This window comes from Flavobacterium sp. KACC 22758, assembly GCF_028736135.1.
Classification (GTDB): Bacteria; Bacteroidota; Bacteroidia; order Flavobacteriales; family Flavobacteriaceae; genus Flavobacterium; species Flavobacterium johnsoniae.
On record NZ_CP117878.1, the window covers coordinates 5,057,809 to 5,080,857 of the forward strand.

Here is a 23,049-nt window from a genome sequence, read left to right on the forward strand (position 1 = left end):
AATACGCTCTTAAACCTGTCGGATTTGCTTTTAGATACTCATAAAAAAACCTCTGGTAAAAACCAGAGGCTATGTTTTATTGCGCTTTTATTTTAAAAATGAACTTATATCACTTATATGGTTCAAAAACTACAATTCTGAGATTTGGAAATTTAAAGCTTTCAAATCGTTCCAGAAATCTGGATATGATTTTGAAACTACTCCCGCATCTTCAATAATAATAGGCACTTTAATTGCTAATGGAGCAAATGCCATTGCCATACGGTGATCGTTATACGTCCCGATTTTTACATCGTGATTAATAGTATCTGATTTTACTAAAGTCAAGCTGTCATTCGTTACAGAAATATTTGCTCCTAATTTCGTAAGCTCCGTTTTTAAAGCTTCCAGCCTGTCTGTTTCTTTAATTTTTAAAGTATGAAGACCTGTTAAGCGGCATCCAATTCCTAAACCTAGACAAGTTACTACAATTGTCTGCGCAATATCCGGAGTATTGTTTAATTCAAAATTTACATCCTGATAATTAAATCCAGCCACTTTTTCCAATGTCATTTTATTGCCTTGAAAAGTGGTTTTTACACCCATTTTTTCATACAGAGAAATTAATTCTGAATCTCCCTGAAGACTGTTTTCTTTATAACTGCTCAATGTGATTTTTGCAGCATCGGCTAAAGCCGTTAAACTAAAGAAATAAGAAGCCGAACTCCAGTCAGATTCTACAACCATTTCTTTTGATTCAACAGATTCTTTTGGAAAAACTTTAATTACATTTCCTTCAAAACTTGTTTTTATATCTAAATCTTTTAGCAGAGCCAAAGTCATTTTGATATACGGAATAGATGTAATTTCACCTTCTAAAGTCAGTTCTAAACCATTTTCTAATTTTGAAGCCACTAATAAAAGTGCCGAAATATACTGACTGCTTACATTTGCTGCCAAAGTTACTTTTGAAGCCGTTACTTTTTTCCCTTTGATTCTGATTGGCGGATAACCTTCTTCTTTTTCGTATGAGATTTCAACTCCCAATTGTCTTAAAGTATCAACCAAAATTTTGATTGGACGCTCCTGCATTCTGCTTGATCCTGTCATTACTACTTCTCTGCCTTCGTTTACAGCAAAGTAAGCGGTTAAGAATCGCATTGCAGTTCCGGCGTGGTGAATGTCTACAATTTCATCATTACCAATAAGTGCTTTCTGCATTACTTCGCTGTCATCTGAGTTTGAAGTATTAGCTAAAGTAATATTTGGAAACAAAGCTTTTAAAAGTAATAAACGGTTGGTTTCACTTTTAGAACCCGTAATATTTAGCTGCGAATCATCAATGGTGAATGGTGAGTTCGTCGTTAATTTTAAATTCATTTTTTTTATTGTAAGTTGTGAATTATGAATTATGAATGATTAGAAACCTAATTCAGCTCCGCAATTTACCACTCCCCATTCATAATTCAAAATTCAAAACTCATAATTCAAAACTTATGAGTGATATTTCACAATTATTTCAATTTATCATTGTTTTTGTGACGATCTTTATCTCTAACCGATTTTAGGTCCATTTTTTTATCAAAAGCAGCCTGCAAATCGATTCCCGTTTGATTTGCCAAACAAAGAACTACAAAAACAACATCGGCTAGTTCTTCGCCTAAATCTTTGTTTTTATCACTTTCTTTTTCAGATTGTTCACCGTAACGACGTGCAATAATTCTGGCAACTTCACCTACTTCTTCCGTAAGCTGCGCCATATTTGTTAACTCGTTAAAGTAACGAACTCCGTGTTCTTTTATCCAGGTATCAACGTCTAGTTGTGCATTTTTCAAATCCATAATTCTATTTTTGAACAAAAATAAGGCAAACTTAATCTTGCTATATTTTTTTTAATACAATTTTTTCAGTTTCCTTCGCAATCATGGCTTTGTAATACTCTTTCAGCATATCATATTTCTCTGCCGATACAATTGCCTGATTTATTTGATGCAAAATTGCTAACTGCAGGGTATTGCCATTAGAGGCAATATTGAATTTAAATGTTCCTAAATTATCTTCCATAGTAACGGCTGCAGGAGCTGGCAATGTTTCTACTGTAAAACCATCTGGTATTTGAATTGTAATATTGTATTTATCAGCAAATGGGTAGCTAAAATCTACCGGATATTCTCTAACCTCTTGTGTAAATGGGTTTTTATTTTCTGTAAAAAACAGCATTGGGCTTATATAAATTTTTTCGCCTATTAATTCACATAAGTTATTTCCTGAAAATGAATACGTTTCTATAATTGGCTGTAGAAAATCTTTTTCATTAGCCTTAGAATATTCATTAATTTCTATTTTATTATATTGATTTTCTAACTTTTCCAGATATTCTTCTTCTTTAAAACCTGAAATATTACCTCGGGTTACTAACGCATTATAATCTGTGTACTGTCTTCTGGTTTTTCCTGTCACTTTTCCATCTGCAGCAATAGTATAATTCATAAAAATATTATCTGCAGAAACTTTTTGAGGCATTAAATCGACTTCTTCAGAACTTCCATCTTTACGTATCAATCTTCCGTTCCAATTTAATGTTCGTAACGGTAAAATATTAGGGGTTGAAAATCGATCTGTTCCATCAAGCAAAACATTTCCAGTTGAAGTTTCTACAGCAGCTACAACATAATTAAAAGCTGTTCTGTTAGGAAACAAGGGAATTCCGTTTGAACGTGTACTTAATAAAACAGGATTTGCTGTAAGCCCGGCATAGCGCAGCATGGCAGTCAGCATTAAATTAATTTCTGCTACATTTCCTGTTCCTTCCTGATATGCTTTTCGAACTCCTTTATCACAGCTGTAACCGTAATATTCGTCCCATTTTACTTTTGATTTCACATAACTTAAAATAGCTGGTATTTTTTCTTCGGCAGTGTTTAACCCCGCTAATACGGTTTTTAAATCATTTTCAAAATAACCGGTTTTATTTAATTCAGGGCCAAAATCATCATAATCGTAAATCGTTTTAACTACAGAATTCCAATCTGCAGAATACATCTTTAAAGGCTGATTAAATGGTTTAACTATTGATAATTCGTGTTCTACACTAGCCGTATAGTTATCTATATTGTTAACATACAATTCATCTTTAAGTGCTGGAATATTTTCAGCAAGATAGCTCGTTTGTGTTTCCATGTAATCGACTTTATCTGTAGAAAATGTAGTTTTAGATACATGTCCAGGTCCTAAAGTCCTTTCTCTGTTTTGTGAAGTTATTGATTTAGAATTTTTAACCGTTGCCACTTTCGGAAAAACATATCCTTTCTGCATAGAATTAAAAGTATAATATTCAGGGATATAAGTTGTATATTCTGAATAGTCAACAGGAATACTAGATTGAAATTTCCAATCTCGCATCATTGATATATTAAGCGTTCTTACTGTATATCTAAATTCCAAAACAGAACCTTCTTTTACATTAGGCATTGAGATTTTTTTTCTTGACCTGTACTTATTTACCTCTTCATTAAATTCACCGTCACTTTTTAATTTAGTTTTTTCAATCTTTCCGTTTACTAAATTATAAGTCACAACATCTGAAATGCTAACTGTTTCCCTTGACTCATTTTTTACGCTGTAATAAGTAACACTTTGATTCGCCCAATCATATCCTTCCTTTTTATATATTTTTATACGTGTTTCAACTTCCGTAAGTAAAAAGAATCCGTCGCTGTCATTGTATTCAATTCTCGATTTTCCTCTTTTATACAAAATTGCCGCTGCTGCGGATGAGTCTTTTGGGTGTACTTTTTGTTCCAATTCTGCAATTGAAACTTTTCCTAATTTAAATTCCTGAGCTTCTATTTTTGAAGCTGAAAATAACAGGAATAAAAAAATGAATAATCTGGTAATTTTCATGTTTTTGGATTTTGGTTATGGTTAGTTTTTGGTCAATATGATTTTTGAATTGTCATTTTTTGAAATCTGTTCTATAAAAAGTCGGTATTCATCATATTCTTTATTCGAATATTTCCCTTTGCTTAAAAACATGGAGCGTTTATAAGTAAGTTTGTTATTATCCTTTTTCATAATTTCTGTTTTGTATTCTCCGAATTTGCCTTTCAATTCAACATTTTGCGGCAGAAATTCAATAGAAAAACCCGCAGGAAGATTGATTTCAATTTCGTCTGTATCAAAATAACCGCGCTGAATTTGAAACGGGTTTTTACGGTTACGGATTCGTTTTACATTTTCGGAGTTTTGATTGAAAGCATCTACAGTAAAAATCATTTTGTTTCCTGAAATTAAACCGTAGTTAAGGGCCGTAAGCTGAACATCTTCTTGAAATTTGACATTTTCTTTATCATTCACAAAACTTATTTTTCCCAGTTTAATATTGTTTATATTACTCCAGTAGCTTTTATAATGTGCTTCTTTTTCTGTAGGAAGTATATTTTCAAGATTGGCTTTTGAACTGTATTGCGATCCTTGCGAAGCTATTGAAATTGTTCCAGCAAAATTTCCATTTTCATCAATAGTATAATTTCCTTTACCATTTTGGGTATTTCCTTTATCCTCATAAATTTTGGTTCGCACTATTTCTCCTCCTTCTGGTTTCACTACCAAAACATCTCTGTCATCAGTAAAAGTTCCCTGGTAACCAAACGGATCATCCTGGCTAGTGCATTCCAGCCAGATATAATTATCTCCATTTGGAACTGCAAGAATCATGTGATTACCCTGCATTGAAACAAAATCAGATTGAATATTAGATTTATAACGACCACCGTATAAAATAGTATTATATGAAGGAACATCAACAACTTGCAAAAGTGCTTTTGTATAATTTGTCAATGCTTTACAGTCTCCATAACCTAAACGATCTACATCTGACGCAAGCATTGGTTTCCAGCCTCCAATTCCTATTGCAATATTTACGTATCTGGATTTTTTTTGTACATAGTCGTAAATAATTCTAGCTTTTTTTATTGGGTCTTTTTCATCTCCAACCAGCGTTTTTATTCTTTCTTTGGTTTCTTCGGGCAAAATCGTTGTTCCGCTTAAAATTTTATCCCCGTACCATTTACCAAATGCTTCCCAGGTTGTTGCTGTACCATCCACACCTTCCAGATGAAACTTCTCTAATCCCATCATTACTTTTGGGAAAAGATCTCCGGCTGAAGGACTATAATCTTCTGATTTTCTGGCCTGGATATTACTGGCTGTGTAACTTAATTTTGTATTTGTATCGATAGTTTTTTTTATGTTGAAATCAGAAAACTGAAATTCTTTCTTTTTAAAACCTAAGTTGTTTGGAAAAGATATATTGAGAATACTTTTTTGTATGCTGACATTGTAATCTCCTAAAAAATACCATCGTGGTATAAAAGCTGTATTTGAACTTTCAATTTCACTATTATAAACAATTGTAAAAGGATAAGAAACAGGCGTATAATCGAAGTATAGTATACGGTTATCTGAAAAAAGCGTGCTGCCGCTTACCGCGCTTTCGTCTTTAAAATCTTTTCGTTTTATTTTTTTGATTTCATTGCCAAGCAAATCATAAACAACAGCATCTATATTTTTTAATGTAGTCGATTTATCATAATGCTGATAAGCTTCGATGTGTTCAAGTCCATTTTGATTAAAAACTGTTACAACTCGGTGCGTTTTAATATTCATGCTTCGCTGCGAAGAAATCGAAATATCCATTTGATCTAAACGCACAACAGCATTGGCGTTTTCTTTTAAACTATCAGATATAGAAAGTGCAGAATATTCGCCTTTTTGAGCATTTGAAACATAAGTAATTAAAGAGAAAAATAACGCAAAAAAAGGGCTTTTCATTAGTAAGTAATTTCGTCAAATATATATTATTTTTAGAAATCCTTAACATTTTTTTTATTCCCTATTCTTGCTGTCCATAACAATTGTTACAGGACCGTCGTTAAGAAGATTTACTTTCATATCAGCACCAAAAATTCCCGTTTGTATTTTCTTTCCAAACTCTTTTTCCAGAGATTTTACAAAGTTCTCATACATTGGAATTGCAAAGTCTGGTTTGGCCGCTTTTATATAAGAAGGACGATTCCCTTTTTTTGTAGAAGCATGAAGTGTAAATTGGCTGACTACAATAATATCGCCACCGACATCTTGAACTGAGCAGTTCATAACATCATTTTCGTCTCCAAAGATTCGCATTTTTATGACTTTACCAGTAAGCCAGTCTATATCTTCCTGAGTATCGGCATCTTCAATTCCGACTAAAACTAATAATCCTTTTTGAATATCTGCTGTTTTTTGCCCCTCAACTGTTACTGATGCTTGGGAAACTCTTTGAATAATTACTCTCATTTATTTAAGTCTGAAAGTCGAAAGTCAAAAGTCAAAGGTCTGGCATGTTTCTAAAAAACTTTAAGACTTTCGACTTTTGACTTTTGACGAAATTTATTTTCTTGTTTCATCACTAGCTGCACGATCTTCTCCATAAATATCGGTACGGTAATGTTCTTCATCGCCTTCTAATATTTTAAGATAACTGTTGTAACGTGACCAAGCGATTTCATCTTTTTCTAAAGCTGCTTTTATGGCACAATGAGGTTCTTCTTTATGAAGACAATTATTAAACTTACATTGATCTTTCAATTTGAAGAATTCCGGAAAATAACCGCTGATTTCAGTTGGCTCCATATCTACAATTCCAAAACCTTTAATTCCCGGTGTATCGATAATTCGGGCATCAAAAGACAAATCATACATTTCGGCAAAAGTCGTTGTATGCTGCCCTTGTTTGCTTTGCTCTGAAATGACTGAGGTTTTTAAATGAAGACTTGGTTCCATTGCATTTACCAAAGTTGATTTTCCAACTCCCGAATGTCCAGAGAACATACTTACCTTTCCAATCATCATTTCTTTCAGTTTATCAACTCCTTTATTTTCTGTTGATGAAATTCGGAGACATTTATATCCAATTTCAGTATAAATATGCTGTAAGTAAAGCTGATCGTCTAATGTTTGATCGTTTAAAGTATCGATTTTATTAAAAATAAGAACAGCTTCAATTCCGTAAGCTTCGGCTGTAACCAAAAAACGATCGATAAAACTGGTAGTTGTCGGCGGATTATCAATTGTAACCAGTAAAAAAACCTGATCGATGTTTGAAGCAATAATATGAATCTGTTTAGACAAGTTTACCGATTTACGAACGATATAGTTTTTTCGTTCATGAATAGTATGAATCGTACCAGTAATAGCATCTGACGTTTCATCTAATTCATAATCGACAATATCGCCTACAGCAATAGGATTGGTACTTTTGATACCTTTAATTCTAAATTTCCCTTTCATACGGCATTCCACAAAATCTCCTTTTTCAGATTTTACGGTGTACCAGCTTCCTGTAGATTTGTATACGGTTCCTGTCATTCTTTAATTTTAGATTGCTGATTTCAGATTTTAAATTCAAAACCTAAATCTTCGCAAAGATAAATGAATAATTTTAAACATAGCCCACGATTGAAACCACGGGCTATATTATAAAAAACAAAAATCCCCGCTGCTTCTTTCAAAACAACAGGGATTTTAAAAAAACAATCTATTTTTAAAATCGTGATATAAGAAAACTCAAGGTCAAAATTTAGAATAAACACAAATTAACTTATATCACTTATATAATTTAAAGAAAATTATGCGTTGAAAATTTTCTCTTGGTGACCAATACTTTCCTGGTGAATTGCTTTGAACATTCTTAAAACGAACTCTTCTGTAAGACCTTTTTTCTCACCTTCTAAAATCATTTTTCCTAAGATTTCGTTCCAACGGTTGTTTTGAAGAATCGCAACGTTTGCATCTTTTTTCACTTGTCCAATTTCGTCAGCTACTTTCATACGTTTTCCTAACAATTCTAATAAGTTAGCATCAAGTACGTCGATGTTAGCTCTTAGTTTAGTCATTTTTTGGCTGTACTCATCTGTAGTATCATCCGTTTTTCTGATAGTCAAATCTTTAATGATTTGTTTCAAAGCATCAGGAGTTACTTGCTGTGCAGCATCAGACCAAGCGTTGTCTGGATCGATGTGCGTTTCGATAATCATACCATCGTAATTCAAATCTAAAGCCTCTTGAGTTACTTCGAAAATCATTTTACGATCTCCAGTAATGTGAGATGGATCGATGATTAATGGTAAATCAGGGAATTTATTTTGTAATTCGATAGCAATCTGCCATTCTGGAATGTTTCTGTATTTTGTTTTTTCGTAAGTAGAGAAACCTCTGTGAATAACTCCTAACTTCTCGATACCAGCCATATGTAAACGCTCAACACCACCTAACCATAAAGCTAAATCTGGGTTTACTGGGTTTTTAACCAAAACGATTTTATCAGTTCCTTTTAAAGTATCAGCAATTTCCTGAACTGCGAAAGGGTTTGCAGTTGTACGAGCACCAACCCATAATACGTCGATATCGTGTTCTAAAGCTAGTTTACAGTGTGCTGCAGTTGCAACTTCAGTTCCCATTAATAAACCAGTTTCAGCTTTTGCTTTTTGTAACCATTTTAATCCAATTTCTCCAACACCTTCAAATCCTCCTGGACGAGTTCTTGGTTTCCAGATTCCAGCTCTGAATACACTAACTTTTGAATCTTTTAATTCATGAGCGATTTTTAAAACCTGATCCTCTGTTTCTGCACTACAAGGTCCAGCAATCACAAGTGGGTGATTTAAATTGAAATCTTCTAACCACTTTCTCATTTCTTTCTTATTTTCCATTTTATTATAGTTTTTACTTTTTAATTAATCCGTTTAATATTTCTTTTATTTTATTTGTGCTTTCCATTTCTTCAAAAATGGCGTTATAATCTTCTTCTTTCAACAAATCCCTAAACCGACTGAGATTTGAAATATAAGCTTCTAAAGTTTCTAAAACGTGTTCTTTATTCTGCTTAAAAATCGGCGTCCACATGGCTGGTGAACTTTTTGCTAAACGAACGGTGCTCTCAAATCCACTTCCTGCCATATCAAAAATATCCTGTTCGTCTTTTTCTTTATTCATTACCGTTTTCCCAAGCATAAACGAACTAATGTGCGATAGATGCGAAACGTAAGCAATGTGTTTGTCGTGCGAAACCGGGTCCATATATCGAATCCTCATTCCTATTTCGCTGAAAAGCTTTAATGCCTTTTCCTGCAATTTAAAAGTGGTTTTTTCCACTTCGCAGATAATGTTTGTTTTTCCTTTAAACAAACCTCTTATTGCCGCCGAAGGTCCTGAAAACTCCGTTCCGGCTATCGGGTGTGTGGCGATAAAATTTCTTCTTTTCGGATGGCTTGCTACTGCTTCACAAATTGGTTTTTTAGTCGACCCAACTTCAAAAACAATTGTTTTATCTCCAACCGAATCCAGAACTTTTGGCAAAACCGTTAAGGCAACATCCACAGGAACCGAAACAATTACAAAATCGGCTTCAGCCAAATCTTCAAAATTTCCCGCTTCGTCGATAACTCCTAAATCAATGGCTTCCTGCAAATGTTTTTCGTTGCTGTCGATTCCAAAAATGGTCGAATCAGGATGTTGGTCTTTAATGTCCAGTACCATCGAACCGCCTATTAATCCTATTCCTATTACGTATACTTTCATACTATTTTTTTAATTACCAATTTTAAAATTCCAACCTTATTTAACCGCAAAGTTCGCAAAGAATTTACGCAAGGTTCGCAAAGTCTGAAATCTAAAATCTACATTCTAAAATCTAAAATCGGTCTATCGCTTCTTGTACTTTTTCTTCTTTCACACACAATGAGAATCTGATATAACCTTCACCGTTGCTTCCAAAAATGGTTCCAGGTGTAATGAAAATATGTTTCTCATATAATATTTCGTCAATGAACTTCTCTGCTGATTCGATTCCTTCTGGCAATTTTGCCCAAACGAAAAGCCCGACTCCTTCTTTATATACTTTGCAGTTTAACTTTTCTGCTAGTTTCTCAGTCAATTCTCTGCGGCGTCTGTAAATTTTGTTTTGATCTTTAAACCATGATTTATCACATTTTAAAGCAGCAATTGCACCTTTTTGAATTCCGTAGAACATGCCGCTGTCCATGTTGCTTTTTACTTTTAGAACCGCATCAATAATTTCAGGATTTCCTAAAACCATTCCGACTCTCCAGCCTGCCATGTTGAATGTTTTACTTAATGAATTCAATTCTAAAGCCACCTCTTTTGCTCCTTCAACCTGCAATAAACTCATCGGATTATCATTTAAAACAAAACTATACGGATTATCATTAATCAATAATATGTTGTGTTTTTTAGCAAAAGCAATCAATTTTTCAAATAACGCTAAACTTCCTCTAGCTCCTGTCGGCATGTGCGGATATCCCAGCCACATAATTTTCACTTTCGAAAGATCCAGTTTTTCAAGAGCTTCAAAATCAGGTTCCCAAGCATTTTCTTCTTTTAAATCATAATAAACCGGAACTGCCTGAACCAAATTGGTTACCGAAGTATAAGTTGGATAACCTGGATTTGGAATTAAAACGTGATCGCCTTCATTTAAAAATGCTAACGAAATATGCATAATTCCTTCTTTTGAACCCATCAATGGTAAAATCTCATTATTCGGATTCACTTCAACACCAAACTGATCTTTATAAAAATCTGCCATCGCCTGTCTCATTTCTGGTAATCCCTGATAGCTTTGATAACCATGCCCGTTTTCATCTTGAATTGCTGCAGCGACTGCTTCAATTACTGCTTTTGACGGACTCAAATCAGGGCTTCCAATTCCCATATTGATGATCGATTTTCCTTCAGACATCAGCTGCCTCACTTCTCTCAGTTTTGATGAGAAGTAGTATTCTTCAACTGTGTCTAATCGTTTTGCTGTTGTAATCATTGTTTTTATTGCTTTATATTTTGCTTTAGGCTTTAGGCCGTAAGCTTTATGCTTTTTCTATTTTTGACTTGTCACCCTGAGCGAAGTCGAAGGGCTTTCGAGTTGGAACGTGAGCTTCGACTTCGCTCAGCCTGACAATCTAAAATCTTAATTCGTTAATCTTCAATCTAGAATCAACTTTAAGACTTAAGGTCTGGTATTTTTATATTCTCCCAATACTTTAAAATATTCTGCCATGATGTTTAATAATGCTTTGGCTTTTGCAAAATCTTCATATTTCTCAAATGTTACATCTACGAAGAATGAATATTTCCAAGGTGTTTCAATTTTTGGAAGCGACTGGATTTTTGTCAAATTCAGTTTGCAGTCGCTCATTACATTTAAAACCGCTGCTAAGCTTCCTCTTTTATGATCCAATTCAAATTTGATTGACGCTCTGTTAATTTCGCTTTCCGGCAAAAATGAATTTTGCTTTTTGATAATCACGAAACGTGTCATATTGTTTTTAATCGTTTGAATTGATGACGCAATAATATCAAGATCGTACATTTCAGAAGCTGTTACACTTGCAATTGCTGCAATTCCTGTCAACTGCTTTTCCTGAATTCTTCTTGCCGTTTCGGCTGTATCTTTATCCTCAATCAATTTGATATTTGGATATTGTTTCAGGAAATCCATGCACTGCAAAAGTGCCATTGGGTGCGAATGAACTTCTTTTATATCTTCAATTTTCTGACCTTTTAAAGCCATTAAATTCTGCTGAATGTTTAAATAATGCTCTCCAATTATGTGCAGATTGTTTTTGTCAATCAAAGCATAATTCGGGATAATCGGCCCTGCGATTGAATTTTCGATCGCCATAACGGCCTGATCAGATTTTCCGGCAATAAGGCTGTCGATCAATTCTTCAAAAGACAAACACTCATCAATATCCACATTTTCAGAGAAATACTCTTTCACAACCTGATGATGAAATGATCCTTTAATACCTTGTATTGCAATTTTCGTTGTCATATAGTCAAAAAAAAATCCTGATTTGCATCAGGATTGTATATTAGTTTTATTTGTCTTAAAATTTTTCTCAAATAACCATAGCACAATCCTGACTTCTACTAAAGAAGAAATAAAAATTGTTGCTAAAATAAAAACGGTTAGTTGCCATTTTGTTTGTGTTATTTTTTAAATTCTCTGCGAATGTATAAATTATTTTTAGTGCACCAAAAAAAAGATTGCATTTTATGAAACAAAAAAGGATTTCTTAACAAATTTAGCAGGTTTTGTATGATAATATAAAAATATGGGCTTAAAATGAGATATTTATAATGACGTTCTAAGTTGCCTGAGATGCTAATGTTCTAAGTTCTCTATTTTATACTTAATCTTTTACTCCAATTTTTAGGAGAGCGAGAAGTATAAAAACACCTATTAACAATTATTTCCTCTTTTTCAAATCGATAATGAATTCCGTAAGGAAATCTTGAAATGAATAGAATTTTGACATTTTTATATTTCTTTTGAAAAGCATTTGGATTTCTTGAGACTGTATCTATTCCTGCTTCTAAACAAAGTTCGAAATCATATGAAAGACCAGTTCGTTGTTCTTCATACCACAGAACAATATCTTCAATATCGAATAATGCTTCCTTTACAAAACGAAGTTTATACACTTTATCTTAGAGATTTTAAATGAGCTTTAACTTCTTCCCACGAATATAATTCAGTTTTTCCTTCTTCTAAATTCTGTATGCGAATATCTAATTCTCTTTTTACTTCATCAGAAATTTCCAAATCATTTTTAGAAATACTGTCCCATAGCTGCTCTGCTAAAACAATTTTTTCAGCATTGCTGTATTTAGATAAATTTTTGATTTGCATATTTTTATTATTAATGATGAATACAAATTTAAGCAAATTTAGTCACTAATTATTTAATTCAAAACAATCCCGAAACCGGTGCATTTCTAATCCCTATTTTAGAATAATCGAAATTCATTTTTTCTTTTAATAAAGAGGCATAAACACTTCTAAAATCAATTTCATATTTTAAATCACCATTATCTAAGTCTGCTAAATCTGGATTTTTTCCTAAAATTGCTCCTTTATTATTTCCTCCAATAATAAACATTGGAGCTGCAGTTCCGTGATCTGTTCCGCTGCCGTTGTCTTTTACACGTCTTCCGAATTCGGAAAAAACAACAACTGTTACATTCTGTAATAATTGCGACTGTTTTAAATCAGAATAAAAACTAAATAAAGAATCGTTTAAATCTGACAATTTTCTTTCGTGAATGGAAAGCTGATTATCGTGTGTATCAAATCCGTTGAGTGATGTGTAATACACTTTTGAATTCAGGTTTCCTTTTATCAATCGGGCAATCCATTCCAGGTTTTTGGATAATTCAGTTTTCGGATAACTGATTTCCGTTTTAGATTTTGCTAAAGCTTTCTGAATTTCATCTGAACCTTCGGTAACCGAATTGGCTATTTTTCGAACAAAATCCAAATGCGGATTTTGAGACAAAGTCACATTTTCTTCTTTTGATTTTACTTTAAAGCGATCCGGATCTTTTACGGTTATAAAATTGGGCTCTACTCCTTTTAAAGCTAAATTATCAATCGAATCTAAATTGATTCCTGCCGTCGCCTGGTGTCCATTGCATTGCAAATCCAAAAATCTTCCAAGCCAGCCTTCATTTATATATTTATTAGAATCCGTCGCCGTCTGCCAAATTTCCTGACTTCTAAAATGTGAACGAATTGGTTCTGGATAACCTACATTTTGAATCACGGTTAAATCTCCGTTTTGCTGCATTTGGGCAAAATCTTTTAATGAAGGGTGAAATGCCATTCCTTTATTCTTTCCAATAACCAAATCTTTATTTAAAGCAATTTTAGTTCTCAAATCATAGTACAACGGATCATCGTACGGAATAAAAGTATTTAAACCATCGTTTCCGCCATTCAACTGTACAAAAACGACACATTGTTCTCCCACAACCAAATTATTTTGAGCACCAAAAGCGTGCAAAAAATCAGGAAGCACAAGTAATCCGCCTGTAAAAGTTCCTGTCAGTCTTAGAAAATTTCTTCTGTTCATGATTACTTCTTTTTTAGATTAATTGATATTCTGGAAGTTTAGTGATGTAATTAAAAAGTCTGACTACAGCAAAATCGGCGTGTGGATCTTTGGGATCAAAATCGTATTTCAAAAGATTTTCCATGTCTTTCTGAGCCGAATCACTGACGGCAAATAATAACCGGTCTGATAATTCAGAAATAATCGTTTTGTTATTTCCTTCTGAATCAAAATTGACTTTTACCGCAGTTTTTTCATATTCTGACTTTTCTTTTTCAACTCCGTTCATCATCGTTTTCAGAACTTTTCTATTCAGACTTTTTCCACTGCATAATAAGTCGGAAGTATTATTTCTTTGGAGATAAATCTGCGAAGTGAGCCAAGAATTTCCACCGTCCCAGCCTTTTACATTTACCTGATTGTACAAATCCATTCCTTGCTGTTTTATAAACGCCATAATTGCGGCATCATTCACATTTTCCATTTGCAATTCATCACATAGCTGTAAAATATAAACCAGCGGATTTTTGATTTTATTTCCTGGATTTTCTTTTTTAAATTCTTCGGTAAAGATTTTAGTCAATAAAGGTTCGATTTCAAACTTTTGCTTTCGAAAATAATCTCCGTAATAAGTAATCAAATCTTCTGGCGGATTATCATACACAAACCATTTCAAAATTTTTCGGGTAATGAGATACGGAATGTTTTTTTGTTCGAAAATAATATCGACTAAATCATCAGCTTTCCAGTTTCCGGTTTTCCCGAAATAGATTTTATCGCTGTTGTCTTCAATATTTTTTTTATAAACGGCACCTTCATCACCAACATTTAAACCAGCCAAAGCTTTTGCGCCGTTTTTTATATCATCTTCTGTATAATTTCCAATTCCGATTGTGAATAATTCGAGCAATTCACGACTTAGGTTTTCATTTACTTTCCCTTTTTTATTATCGCCATTATCGAGATAACGAACCATGGCGTTTGATTTTAGAATCTGTTTGGTTAATTCTTTAAAATTTCCAAAGGCATTTTCGCGCAAAATCATATTATGCTGATAAATCCAGTAATTGATTTTTACTTTTTGTGAAGTCGAAACAAAATGATTGTGCCAAAAACAAACCATGTTTTCGCGAAGCGGAAATTCATCCGTGCGCATTTTTGCAATCCACCATTTTTTGAATTCGGCAGTTGCTTGATTTTCTTTTTTCTGAATTTCCTTTTTGGTTTCGGGATCTGAAGTTTTAATTATTTCCCGAATTTGTTTCAACTCTAAAGTGGTTTTAGGCTGATCTTGCAGAAAGTCTGGAAGTGTTCTATCAAATTTCGAATTATAAGATTGCTTTAGAAATTTTTCTAAGCTGAGTTTTTCAATTTTTGAAGTTTGTTTTCCTGAAAAACCTAATCGTAAGGACCAAAGACTGCTTTTTTTCATCGTTCAGAAATTATTACAATAAGACTTGAGTTTCTTTTAAAGGTTTAATTTTAAAAGATTCTGAGATACTTAGTTACTAAGTGATGAGTTTTGAAAAGTCTTTGGTAATAATTAGAACGCAGGTTTTTTGGGGATATTGCTTTTAAAATATTAAACATTCACAATCAAATATAGCCCGTGGTTTCAACCACGGGAAACGGATTGGGGAAATGCATTGTGTTCCCGTGGTTGAAACCACGGGCTATATTAAATCAAATTGGTTTGACAATTACCTTTTAATAAAATCCAATGTTTGTTGACTCATCTGCTTTCTTTTCACCATAAATTTAAACCAGTTTTCTAGCTTCTGTTTGTCCTGTTTTTCCATTTTACTGATATCAATTTGAGGGAAATTAGCATGATCTATTCCATGCTTCTCCAACATAGCAACATAATAATCATAATAAGCTCTTTCATAATTAAAATTCTCCGCCATAATTTTCGCGTACACCATTACACTATCTGTACTTTCACGAAAACAACAATCTTTAAAACTATAAAAAAGTTCATCATAAGCATCAACATCACCATGCTTTTTAACGCTATTAATTAATGTATCATAATTTGTTGTCCTAGAACTTATAGTTCTAACCTCATCTTGATTAATTTCCTCTATATTATTTTCTTTTTGAGTTTGCACCTGCTCCACCTTTTCTTTACATGAAATAAGGCACAATAAAAAAACTAAGCTTAAAATTTTATTCATAAATTGTTTAGTTGTTATTAGCAAAAAAAAGCAGCTATCATTACAATAACTGCTTTTCCATATTTTAAAAATCTAAAATCTTAGATCTAAATTCTAAAATCTTAAATCATTAAGACCCACACATTTCACAATCTTCAGGATCTGCCGCTTGTGCTTTTAAAAGCATCGCTTTGTAATCCTCAACGCTGATTGCTTCAGTTTCCTGAACTAAAGATGGTGCTGTTTCTTCTTTTTTATCGTTGTTTAATGTGAATTTAATCGCATCTACAGCTGCTTTTGTTCTTAGGTAATACATTCCTGTTTTTAAACCTGACTGCCAAGCATAGAAGTGCATTGATGTTAGTTTAGAATAGTTAGCATCCTGCATAAACAAATTCAACGATTGAGACTGGTCAATGAAATATCCTCTTTGACGAGACATATCGATAATATCTTTCATCGACATTTCCCAAACTGTTTTATAAAGATCTTTTAAGTCTTGTGGAATCTTATCAATGTTTTGAACAGATCCGTTGTGACGCATAATTTCTTGTTTCAAATCTTCGTTCCATAAACCAAGTTTTACTAAGTCTTCTAGTAAGTGTTTGTTTACTACGATGAATTCTCCAGACAATACACGACGTGTGTAAATGTTTGATGTATATGGTTCAAAAGCTTCGTTGTTTCCAAGAATCTGAGAAGTCGATGCAGTTGGCATTGGCGCTACTAACAATGAGTTACGAACTCCGTGTTCAACTACTTCTTTTCTTAATGAAGCCCAGTCCCAACGGCCTGATAATTCTTCATCTTTCATTCCCCACATATTGTATTGGAATTCTCCTTTAGACATTGGCGAACCTTCAAAAGTTGAATATGGTCCTTCTTCTTTTGCCATTTCCATAGAAGCGGTTACAGCAGCGAAGTATAAAGTTTCAAAAATCTCCTGGTTTAATTTTTTTGCTTCATCGCTTGTAAACGGCATACGTAACATAATAAAAGCATCAGCCAAACCTTGCACACCTAAACCAACTGGACGGTGACGTAAGTTAGAATTTTCAGCTTCTTTTACTGGATAGTAATTTCTGTCGATTACTTTGTTTAAGTTACGCGTTACACGTTTTGTAACATTGTAAAGTGCTTCGTGATCGAATTTTCCGTTTTCAATAAACATTGGTAACGAAATAGAAGCTAAGTTACAAACTGCAATTTCATCTTTAGAAGTAAACTCCATAATCTCTGTACACAAGTTAGAAGAACGGATTGTTCCTAAATTCTTGTGGTTCGATTTACGGTTTGCCGCATCTTTGTACAACATATATGGCGTTCCAGTCTCGATTTGCGATTCTAAGATTTTCTCCCATAATTCACGAGCACGGATTGTTTTTCTTCCTTTTCCTCTAAATTCATAATCCGTATACAATGCCTCGAATTCATCTCCGTAAACATCATATAATCCTGGACATTCGTTTGGACACATTAAAGTCCACGTTGAATCTTCCTGAACACGTTTCATGAATAAATCTGAAGTCCACATTGCGAAAAATAAATCTCTCGCACGCATTTCTTCTTTTCCTGTATTTTTCTTTAAATCCAAGAAATCAAAGATATCAGCATGCCAGGTTTCGATATAAATCGCAAAACTTCCTTTACGTTTTCCACCACCTTGATCTACATAACGAGCCGTATCGTTGAAAACTCTCAACATCGGAACAATTCCGTTTGAAGTTCCGTTTGTACCGCGAATGTAAGATCCTGTTGCACGAACGTTATGAATAGAAAGTCCAATTCCTCCCGCTGACTGCGAGATTTTTGCTGTTTGTTTTAATGTATCGTAAATCCCATCAATACTATCATCCTGCATTGCCAAAAGGAAACAAGAAGACATCTGCGGTTTTGGAGTTCCTGCATTGAACAACGTTGGCGTTGCATGCGTAAAGAACTTTTTAGACATTAAATCGTACGTTTCAATAACCGATTTTAAATCGTCTAAGTGAATACCAACAGAAACACGCATTAACATGTGCTGCGGACGTTCTACGATTTTTCCATTTATTTTAAGAAGATAAGAACGCTCTAAAGTTTTGAAACCAAAGTAATCGTAATTAAAATCTCTTGTATAAATAATGTGAGAATCTAAAAAGGCAGCATTTTCCTGAATCACTTTGTAAACATCATCAGCAATTAACGGTGCGTCTTGACCGTTTCTTGGGTTTACGTAGTGATACATATCTTTCATGGTTTCTGAGAAAGATTTTTTTGTATTTGAGTGTAAATTTGAAATTGCCACACGCGCCGCTAATTGTGCATAATCCGGATGGGCAATTGTCATAGATGCTGCAGTTTCTGCCGCAAGATTATCCAATTCAGAAGTCGAAACTCCGTCATACAATCCTTCGATAACTCTCATCGCTACCTTTACCGGATCTACAAGCTCATTTAAGCCGTAGCACAATTTTTTGATTCTTTCTGTAATCTTATCAAACATTACGGGCTCTCTGTGGCCATCTCTTTTTACTACATACATAAGCTTACCTTTTATAGTTATTGAAAAAATGAAAGTAACTAGAAAACGAATCCTAGCACCTAAACATTGCGTGTTTTTAAATTAATTTTAGAGAATTACCAAATTCTCAATAGTTACCTGTTTCAAATTCGAAAATCGAATTTAAATACGTCAAAAATTGCTATTGAACCTGCGACTTGGGGAAAGAGATTCAACCTTAAAAAAATAATCTGTAATCTTTTTTAGTATCTCTAGAAGATAGACACTAAAAGTATTTTTTGTTGTCTAAAAATCTGCATCAAATGAAATTTTCTGAGCATCGCTGTCTGTGTTCATCACACCAGATTTTTGATACTCTGCAACACGTTTTTCAAAGAAATTAGTTTTTCCCTGAAGAGAAATCATGTCCATGAAATCAAAGGGATTCGCTGATCCGTAAACACGCTCGCAGCCTAATTCAACCAAAAGTCTATCGGCAACAAACTCTAAATACTGTGTCATTAAACCAGCATTCATACCAATTAAACTTACCGGAAGAGATTCAGTTACAAACTGTCTTTCGATATCCAATGCATCAACAATAATTTCTTTAATTCTTTCTTTTGGTACTTTGTTTACCAAATGGTGATTGTGCAGGTGAACTGCAAAATCACAATGTACGCCTTCATCACGAGAAATCAATTCATTAGAGAATGTTAAACCTGGCATTAGACCGCGTTTTTTCAACCAATAAATTGAACAGAAGGCACCAGAGAAGAAAATACCTTCAACTGCTGCAAAAGCAATAAGTCTTTCAGCAAATGAATCAGACTCGATCCATTTTAAAGCCCATTCTCCTTTTTTAGCAATCGCAGGAAAAACTTCCAAAGCATTAAACAATTCCGTTTTCTCAGCTTCGTCTTTCACATAAGTATCAATCAATAAAGAATAAGTTTCACTGTGAATGTTTTCCATCATAATTTGGAAACCATAGAAAAACTTCGCTTCAGCATATTGAACTTCGTTTACAAAGTTCTCAGCAAGATTTTCATTTACGATTCCGTCAGAAGCTGCAAAGAATGCTAAAATATGTTTAATGAAATATCTTTCGTCATCATTAAGTTTGTTGTTCCAATCTGTTAAATCCTGGTGCAAATCGATTTCTTCAGCTGTCCAGAAACTAGCTTCCATTTTTTTATACCATTCCCAAATATCATGATGTTTGATAGGAAAAATAACGAAACGATTTTTGTTTTCTTGTAAGATTGGTTCTACTTGAGACATGACAATTTTTGTTTAATTTTTATACCGAATTTTTTGCTAATTCAATAGACTACAAAGATTGTTATTTAACGCCAAAAATAAAAGCCAAACTTATTCACAATCTGACGTAGTTTTTAACAACGTTAAATTTTTGAGTCATTTTTCATACAATAATTAATTTACTGTAAATGAAACGCTTAAAACCAACAATCACACCTTTAAGCCCTGTAAAATATAGACTTTTTAATATAAAAAGCAAGAAATTTTAAATACTTTTAAAAAGTTTTTTTTTGAGTCAAAACTTTATTTTTTTGAGTCAAAAAAAGCACAAAAAAAAGCCTAATAATAAGGCTTCTTTTTTTATGAATTTTTAAGTTCTTGAGCTACTTTTTCGAGCTCCAAATACCAGTCTTCTCCAAAACGGCGAATCAGTGCTTCTTTTACAAATTTATAAACCGGAACTTCTAATTCTTTTCCTAAAGAACAGGCATCGTCACAAATATCCCATCGGTCATAATTAACGGCAGCAAATTCTGTGAAGTCTTTTACCCGAATTGGATATAAATGACATGAAACTGGTTTTTTCCAATCTACGATTCCTTCATTATAAGCTTGTTCGATACCACAAAGTGCAGTTTTGCCGTCAAAAATCACATAAGCACAATCCTTATTATCAATAAGCGGCGTTTCAAGATCGCCGTCGGTTCCTGTTACCCAGGTCCCCTGCGCTTCGATTGCTTCGATCCCCTCTTTTCGCAAAAAGGGTTTTACCTTCGGATAGATTTCTTCTAAGATTTTAGTTTCAGCCTCATTTAAAGGCGCACCCGCATCTCCATCAACACAACAAGCTCCTTTACAAGCAGACAAGTTGCACACAAATTCTTTTTCCAGAATGTCTTCTGAAATAATAGTTTTACCTAACTGAAACATGATATAAAATACTCTAATTTATAAAGTGCAAAGATAGTCAAAGAAAAGAGATAAAACACTGTAAATGTTTAACCGCAAAGTACGCAGGGGAATTACGTAATACCAATAGCTATCGGAAGCAAAGCATTATTAATTTTCAGCCTTGCGAACTTTACGTAATTTCTTTGCGAATCTTTGCGGTTAAATTATATATTGTTACAAATATCACTTTTTTAACCAATTAAACATGTTTTTATAACAAAAATACAACCTGTCGAAAAATCACCTAACTTTATTAACTACTTTTGCAGCAGTTTTTAAACCCTTAAAATCAAAGCGATATGTTAGAAATCGATTTTAAAGAAATCATCACAGTGAGTATGGTGCTTTTTGCAGTAATTGATATTGTTGGTTCAATTCCAATTATTGTAAACTTAAGAGCAAAAGTCGGACACATCGAATCTGAAAAAGCTTCTATTGTTGCCGGAGCTATTATGATTGTTTTTCTTTTTGTTGGAGAAGGCTTATTGAACCTGATTGGTATCGACGTGCATTCGTTTGCTGTTGCAGGTTCATTTGTATTGTTCTTTCTGGCATTAGAAATGATTTTAGGAATTAGAATTTATCGCGACGAAGAACCGGGCTCTGCTTCTATTGTACCGCTGGCCTTTCCTTTAATTGCCGGAGCGGGAACTATGACAACTTTACTTTCGCTTCGTTCACAATTTCATACCATTAATATTATTACAGCTATTGTATTGAATATTATATTGGTTTATATCGTTTTGAAGTCTTCTAAAAAAATCGAAAATTTGTTAGGAGAAAACGGACTTGGTGTGGTTCGTAAGACATTTGGCGTTATACTTTTGGCTATTGCTGTTAAATTATTCGCCGCTAATGTTAAAGGTTTGTTTGTCTAACAATTATTTTTATACTTTTACCCCCAATAAATTTATAAAATACAACTTTAAGACATTTTTTCATTAAAGTTTTACTTAATATTTTTAGACAAAATAAACAACCAATATGAAAATCTTCACTTCAATCTTAGTGCTTTTAGCATTAGCTTTAATTGTTTTTAATATTACGTTATTAGACTTTTCAAATCCTTTTCAGGGTGATAGCATGGTAGCTTTTATTGGAATTGCAGCTTCTTTTTGCGCCGTATTGATTCTTTTGATTTTTAGAATTTCTAAAAGAATTGAAGAAAAAACAAACGGCAGATAATATAATGTTTGACGTTTTAATTATCGGCGGAGGCGTATCTGGAATGTCTTGTGCCCTGGTCTTAGGATCTGCAAATAAAAAAGCTTTTGTTACCGACAAGAAAATCGGAATTTTTACACATCAGAAAAACTCTTCTTTACAAGAGGCAATTTTCTACAATGCTTATGGAATAACACCAGGGAAACTGGGTTCTGAACTACTTACAGAAAGTGTGCAGGATTTAGCATCGTCTTATCCGCATATTAAACAAATCGCAAACGAGAAAGTAATTAAAATTGAAGGTTCTTATCCTTCGTTTACTGTGGTTACCAACAAAAACTCGTACCAAACAAAAAATATAGTAGTCGGAATTGGTTCTGCTAACACTTTTGATATTGAAGGTCTAACGCAGTATGTTGAACCTCATAAAAAAGCACTTCCGGAAAAACAGCGTATTCAGCTTAAAAACGAAGATCATAAAGTCGCTGACGGCATTTATGTTATTGGAACTTTAGCCGGCTGGAGAAGTCAATTGGCCATTGCTGCAGGAAGTGGTGCCGCTGTCGCTACAGACATTCTAACTTTATGGAATAACGGTGTACAGACTCATTCACACGACAGCATTCGATAAAATTCAAACATATAAAAACCATTAAGAGATTAGTTTATTAAGCTATACAGCTTTTATTCTTAATCTCTTAATGGTTTAAAATATTTTAAGTTCCTCTTATTTTACCGAAACTATCTGTGTTACCTTAATATGTTTTTCATCATCGGTTTTCCAGATTTCTCCTTTTAAAGAAACTACATCTCCAATTTTTAATTGTTTGTAATTCTGTGGTCCGCCAACATTTACGATACTGATGGTTGCAAAATACACTTCTTTTGTATCTGTATTAATTTTTGCAGTATAACCGTCTTTTCCTGATTCGATTGATTCTACTTTTCCTGAAACTGCACTATTTTCATTATTTTTCATAGTGGTGCAAGAAATTACAAAAGCCATTACAAGTACAAGGAAACTTATTTTTTTTATGTTTTTCATATTTTGAATTTTAACCGCAAAGTTCGTAAAGGCTTACGCTGGGTTCGCTAAGTT

General features: G+C 33.5%; 22 protein-coding genes. 3 read left to right on the forward strand and 19 right to left on the reverse strand.

Annotated features, from left to right (window positions below):
- Positions 1-129 precede the first annotated feature (129 nt).
- The 18 genes from aroA to PQ462_RS21655 all read right to left on the reverse strand — a co-directional run bounded on the left by aroA (position 130) and on the right by PQ462_RS21655 (position 20,765).
- Positions 130-1,359, reverse strand: coding sequence for a 3-phosphoshikimate 1-carboxyvinyltransferase (gene aroA, locus PQ462_RS21570; protein WP_274251525.1), 1,230 nt, complete (start codon positions 1,357-1,359; stop codon positions 130-132).
- A 134-nt stretch (positions 1,360-1,493) separates the two neighbouring features.
- A complete protein-coding gene (locus PQ462_RS21575; RefSeq protein WP_012022600.1) occupies positions 1,494-1,820 on the reverse strand; it encodes a nucleotide pyrophosphohydrolase in 327 nt (108 codons plus the stop codon).
- 40 nt (positions 1,821-1,860) lie between these two features.
- Entirely contained in the window at positions 1,861-3,882 is a 2,022-nt protein-coding gene (locus PQ462_RS21580) for a DUF3857 domain-containing protein (protein WP_274251526.1), read from the reverse strand.
- Between the two features lie 21 nt (positions 3,883-3,903).
- Complete coding sequence (locus PQ462_RS21585; RefSeq protein WP_274251527.1) at positions 3,904-5,811, reverse strand: DUF3857 domain-containing protein; 1,908 nt, start codon at positions 5,809-5,811, stop codon at positions 3,904-3,906.
- Between the two features lie 54 nt (positions 5,812-5,865).
- Positions 5,866-6,318 (reverse strand): D-aminoacyl-tRNA deacylase, encoded by a 453-nt coding sequence (gene dtd, locus PQ462_RS21590; RefSeq protein WP_149206157.1) that lies wholly within the window; start codon positions 6,316-6,318, stop codon positions 5,866-5,868.
- A 93-nt stretch (positions 6,319-6,411) separates the two neighbouring features.
- Positions 6,412-7,389, reverse strand: coding sequence for a ribosome small subunit-dependent GTPase A (rsgA, locus tag PQ462_RS21595; RefSeq protein WP_149206156.1), 978 nt, complete (start codon positions 7,387-7,389; stop codon positions 6,412-6,414).
- A 260-nt stretch (positions 7,390-7,649) separates the two neighbouring features.
- A complete protein-coding gene (locus PQ462_RS21600) occupies positions 7,650-8,732 on the reverse strand; it encodes a bifunctional 3-deoxy-7-phosphoheptulonate synthase/chorismate mutase type II (RefSeq protein WP_073410583.1) in 1,083 nt (360 codons plus the stop codon).
- Between the two features lie 13 nt (positions 8,733-8,745).
- Positions 8,746-9,600, reverse strand: coding sequence for a prephenate dehydrogenase (locus PQ462_RS21605; protein ID WP_274251528.1), 855 nt, complete (start codon positions 9,598-9,600; stop codon positions 8,746-8,748).
- A 112-nt stretch (positions 9,601-9,712) separates the two neighbouring features.
- A complete protein-coding gene (locus PQ462_RS21610) occupies positions 9,713-10,858 on the reverse strand; it encodes a pyridoxal phosphate-dependent aminotransferase (protein ID WP_274251529.1) in 1,146 nt (381 codons plus the stop codon).
- A gap of 186 nt (positions 10,859-11,044) precedes the next feature.
- Positions 11,045-11,872 (reverse strand): prephenate dehydratase, encoded by an 828-nt coding sequence (locus PQ462_RS21615; RefSeq protein ID WP_012022608.1) that lies wholly within the window; start codon positions 11,870-11,872, stop codon positions 11,045-11,047.
- Between the two features lie 350 nt (positions 11,873-12,222).
- On the reverse strand, positions 12,223-12,525 hold the full coding sequence (locus PQ462_RS21620; RefSeq protein ID WP_274251530.1) for a hypothetical protein: 303 nt from the start codon (positions 12,523-12,525) through the stop codon (positions 12,223-12,225).
- Between the two features lies 1 nt (position 12,526).
- Positions 12,527-12,733: an addiction module protein gene (locus PQ462_RS21625; RefSeq protein WP_274251531.1), complete on the reverse strand. Its 207-nt coding sequence runs from the start codon at positions 12,731-12,733 to the stop codon at positions 12,527-12,529.
- A gap of 58 nt (positions 12,734-12,791) precedes the next feature.
- A complete protein-coding gene (locus tag PQ462_RS21630; RefSeq protein ID WP_274251532.1) occupies positions 12,792-13,955 on the reverse strand; it encodes a DUF1501 domain-containing protein in 1,164 nt (387 codons plus the stop codon).
- A 13-nt stretch (positions 13,956-13,968) separates the two neighbouring features.
- A complete protein-coding gene (locus PQ462_RS21635) occupies positions 13,969-15,366 on the reverse strand; it encodes a DUF1800 domain-containing protein (protein ID WP_274251534.1) in 1,398 nt (465 codons plus the stop codon).
- Positions 15,367-15,634: 268 nt separating this feature from the next.
- The gene (locus PQ462_RS21640; RefSeq protein WP_274251536.1) at positions 15,635-16,111 is read right to left on the reverse strand and encodes a hypothetical protein; all 477 of its coding nucleotides are present in this window, start codon (positions 16,109-16,111) and stop codon (positions 15,635-15,637) included.
- A 109-nt stretch (positions 16,112-16,220) separates the two neighbouring features.
- Complete coding sequence (locus PQ462_RS21645) at positions 16,221-18,614, reverse strand: ribonucleoside-diphosphate reductase subunit alpha (protein WP_274251537.1); 2,394 nt, start codon at positions 18,612-18,614, stop codon at positions 16,221-16,223.
- A gap of 264 nt (positions 18,615-18,878) precedes the next feature.
- Positions 18,879-19,856, reverse strand: a complete 978-nt coding sequence (locus PQ462_RS21650) for a ribonucleotide-diphosphate reductase subunit beta (RefSeq protein ID WP_012022613.1) — start codon at positions 19,854-19,856, stop codon at positions 18,879-18,881.
- Positions 19,857-20,195: 339 nt separating this feature from the next.
- Positions 20,196-20,765, reverse strand: coding sequence for a DUF3109 family protein (locus PQ462_RS21655; RefSeq protein WP_149206151.1), 570 nt, complete (start codon positions 20,763-20,765; stop codon positions 20,196-20,198).
- 320 nt (positions 20,766-21,085) lie between these two features.
- Here PQ462_RS21655 and PQ462_RS21660 point away from each other — a divergent pair, with 320 nt between their 5' ends.
- The 3 genes from PQ462_RS21660 (at position 21,086) to PQ462_RS21670 (ending at position 22,581) form a co-directional block, all read left to right on the forward strand.
- Positions 21,086-21,664 (forward strand): MarC family protein, encoded by a 579-nt coding sequence (locus PQ462_RS21660; protein WP_012022615.1) that lies wholly within the window; start codon positions 21,086-21,088, stop codon positions 21,662-21,664.
- Between the two features lie 106 nt (positions 21,665-21,770).
- Positions 21,771-21,971, forward strand: coding sequence for a hypothetical protein (locus PQ462_RS21665; RefSeq protein ID WP_012022616.1), 201 nt, complete (start codon positions 21,771-21,773; stop codon positions 21,969-21,971).
- A 4-nt stretch (positions 21,972-21,975) separates the two neighbouring features.
- Positions 21,976-22,581: an FAD-dependent oxidoreductase gene (locus PQ462_RS21670; protein ID WP_274253736.1), complete on the forward strand. Its 606-nt coding sequence runs from the start codon at positions 21,976-21,978 to the stop codon at positions 22,579-22,581.
- Between the two features lie 96 nt (positions 22,582-22,677).
- Here the strand turns inward: PQ462_RS21670 and PQ462_RS21675 are convergent, their stop codons facing one another.
- Positions 22,678-22,995 carry a hypothetical protein gene (locus PQ462_RS21675; RefSeq protein WP_274251542.1) on the reverse strand — a complete coding sequence of 106 codons (318 nt, stop codon included), beginning with the start codon at positions 22,993-22,995 and terminating at the stop codon, positions 22,678-22,680.
- Positions 22,996-23,049: the final 54 nt, after the last annotated feature.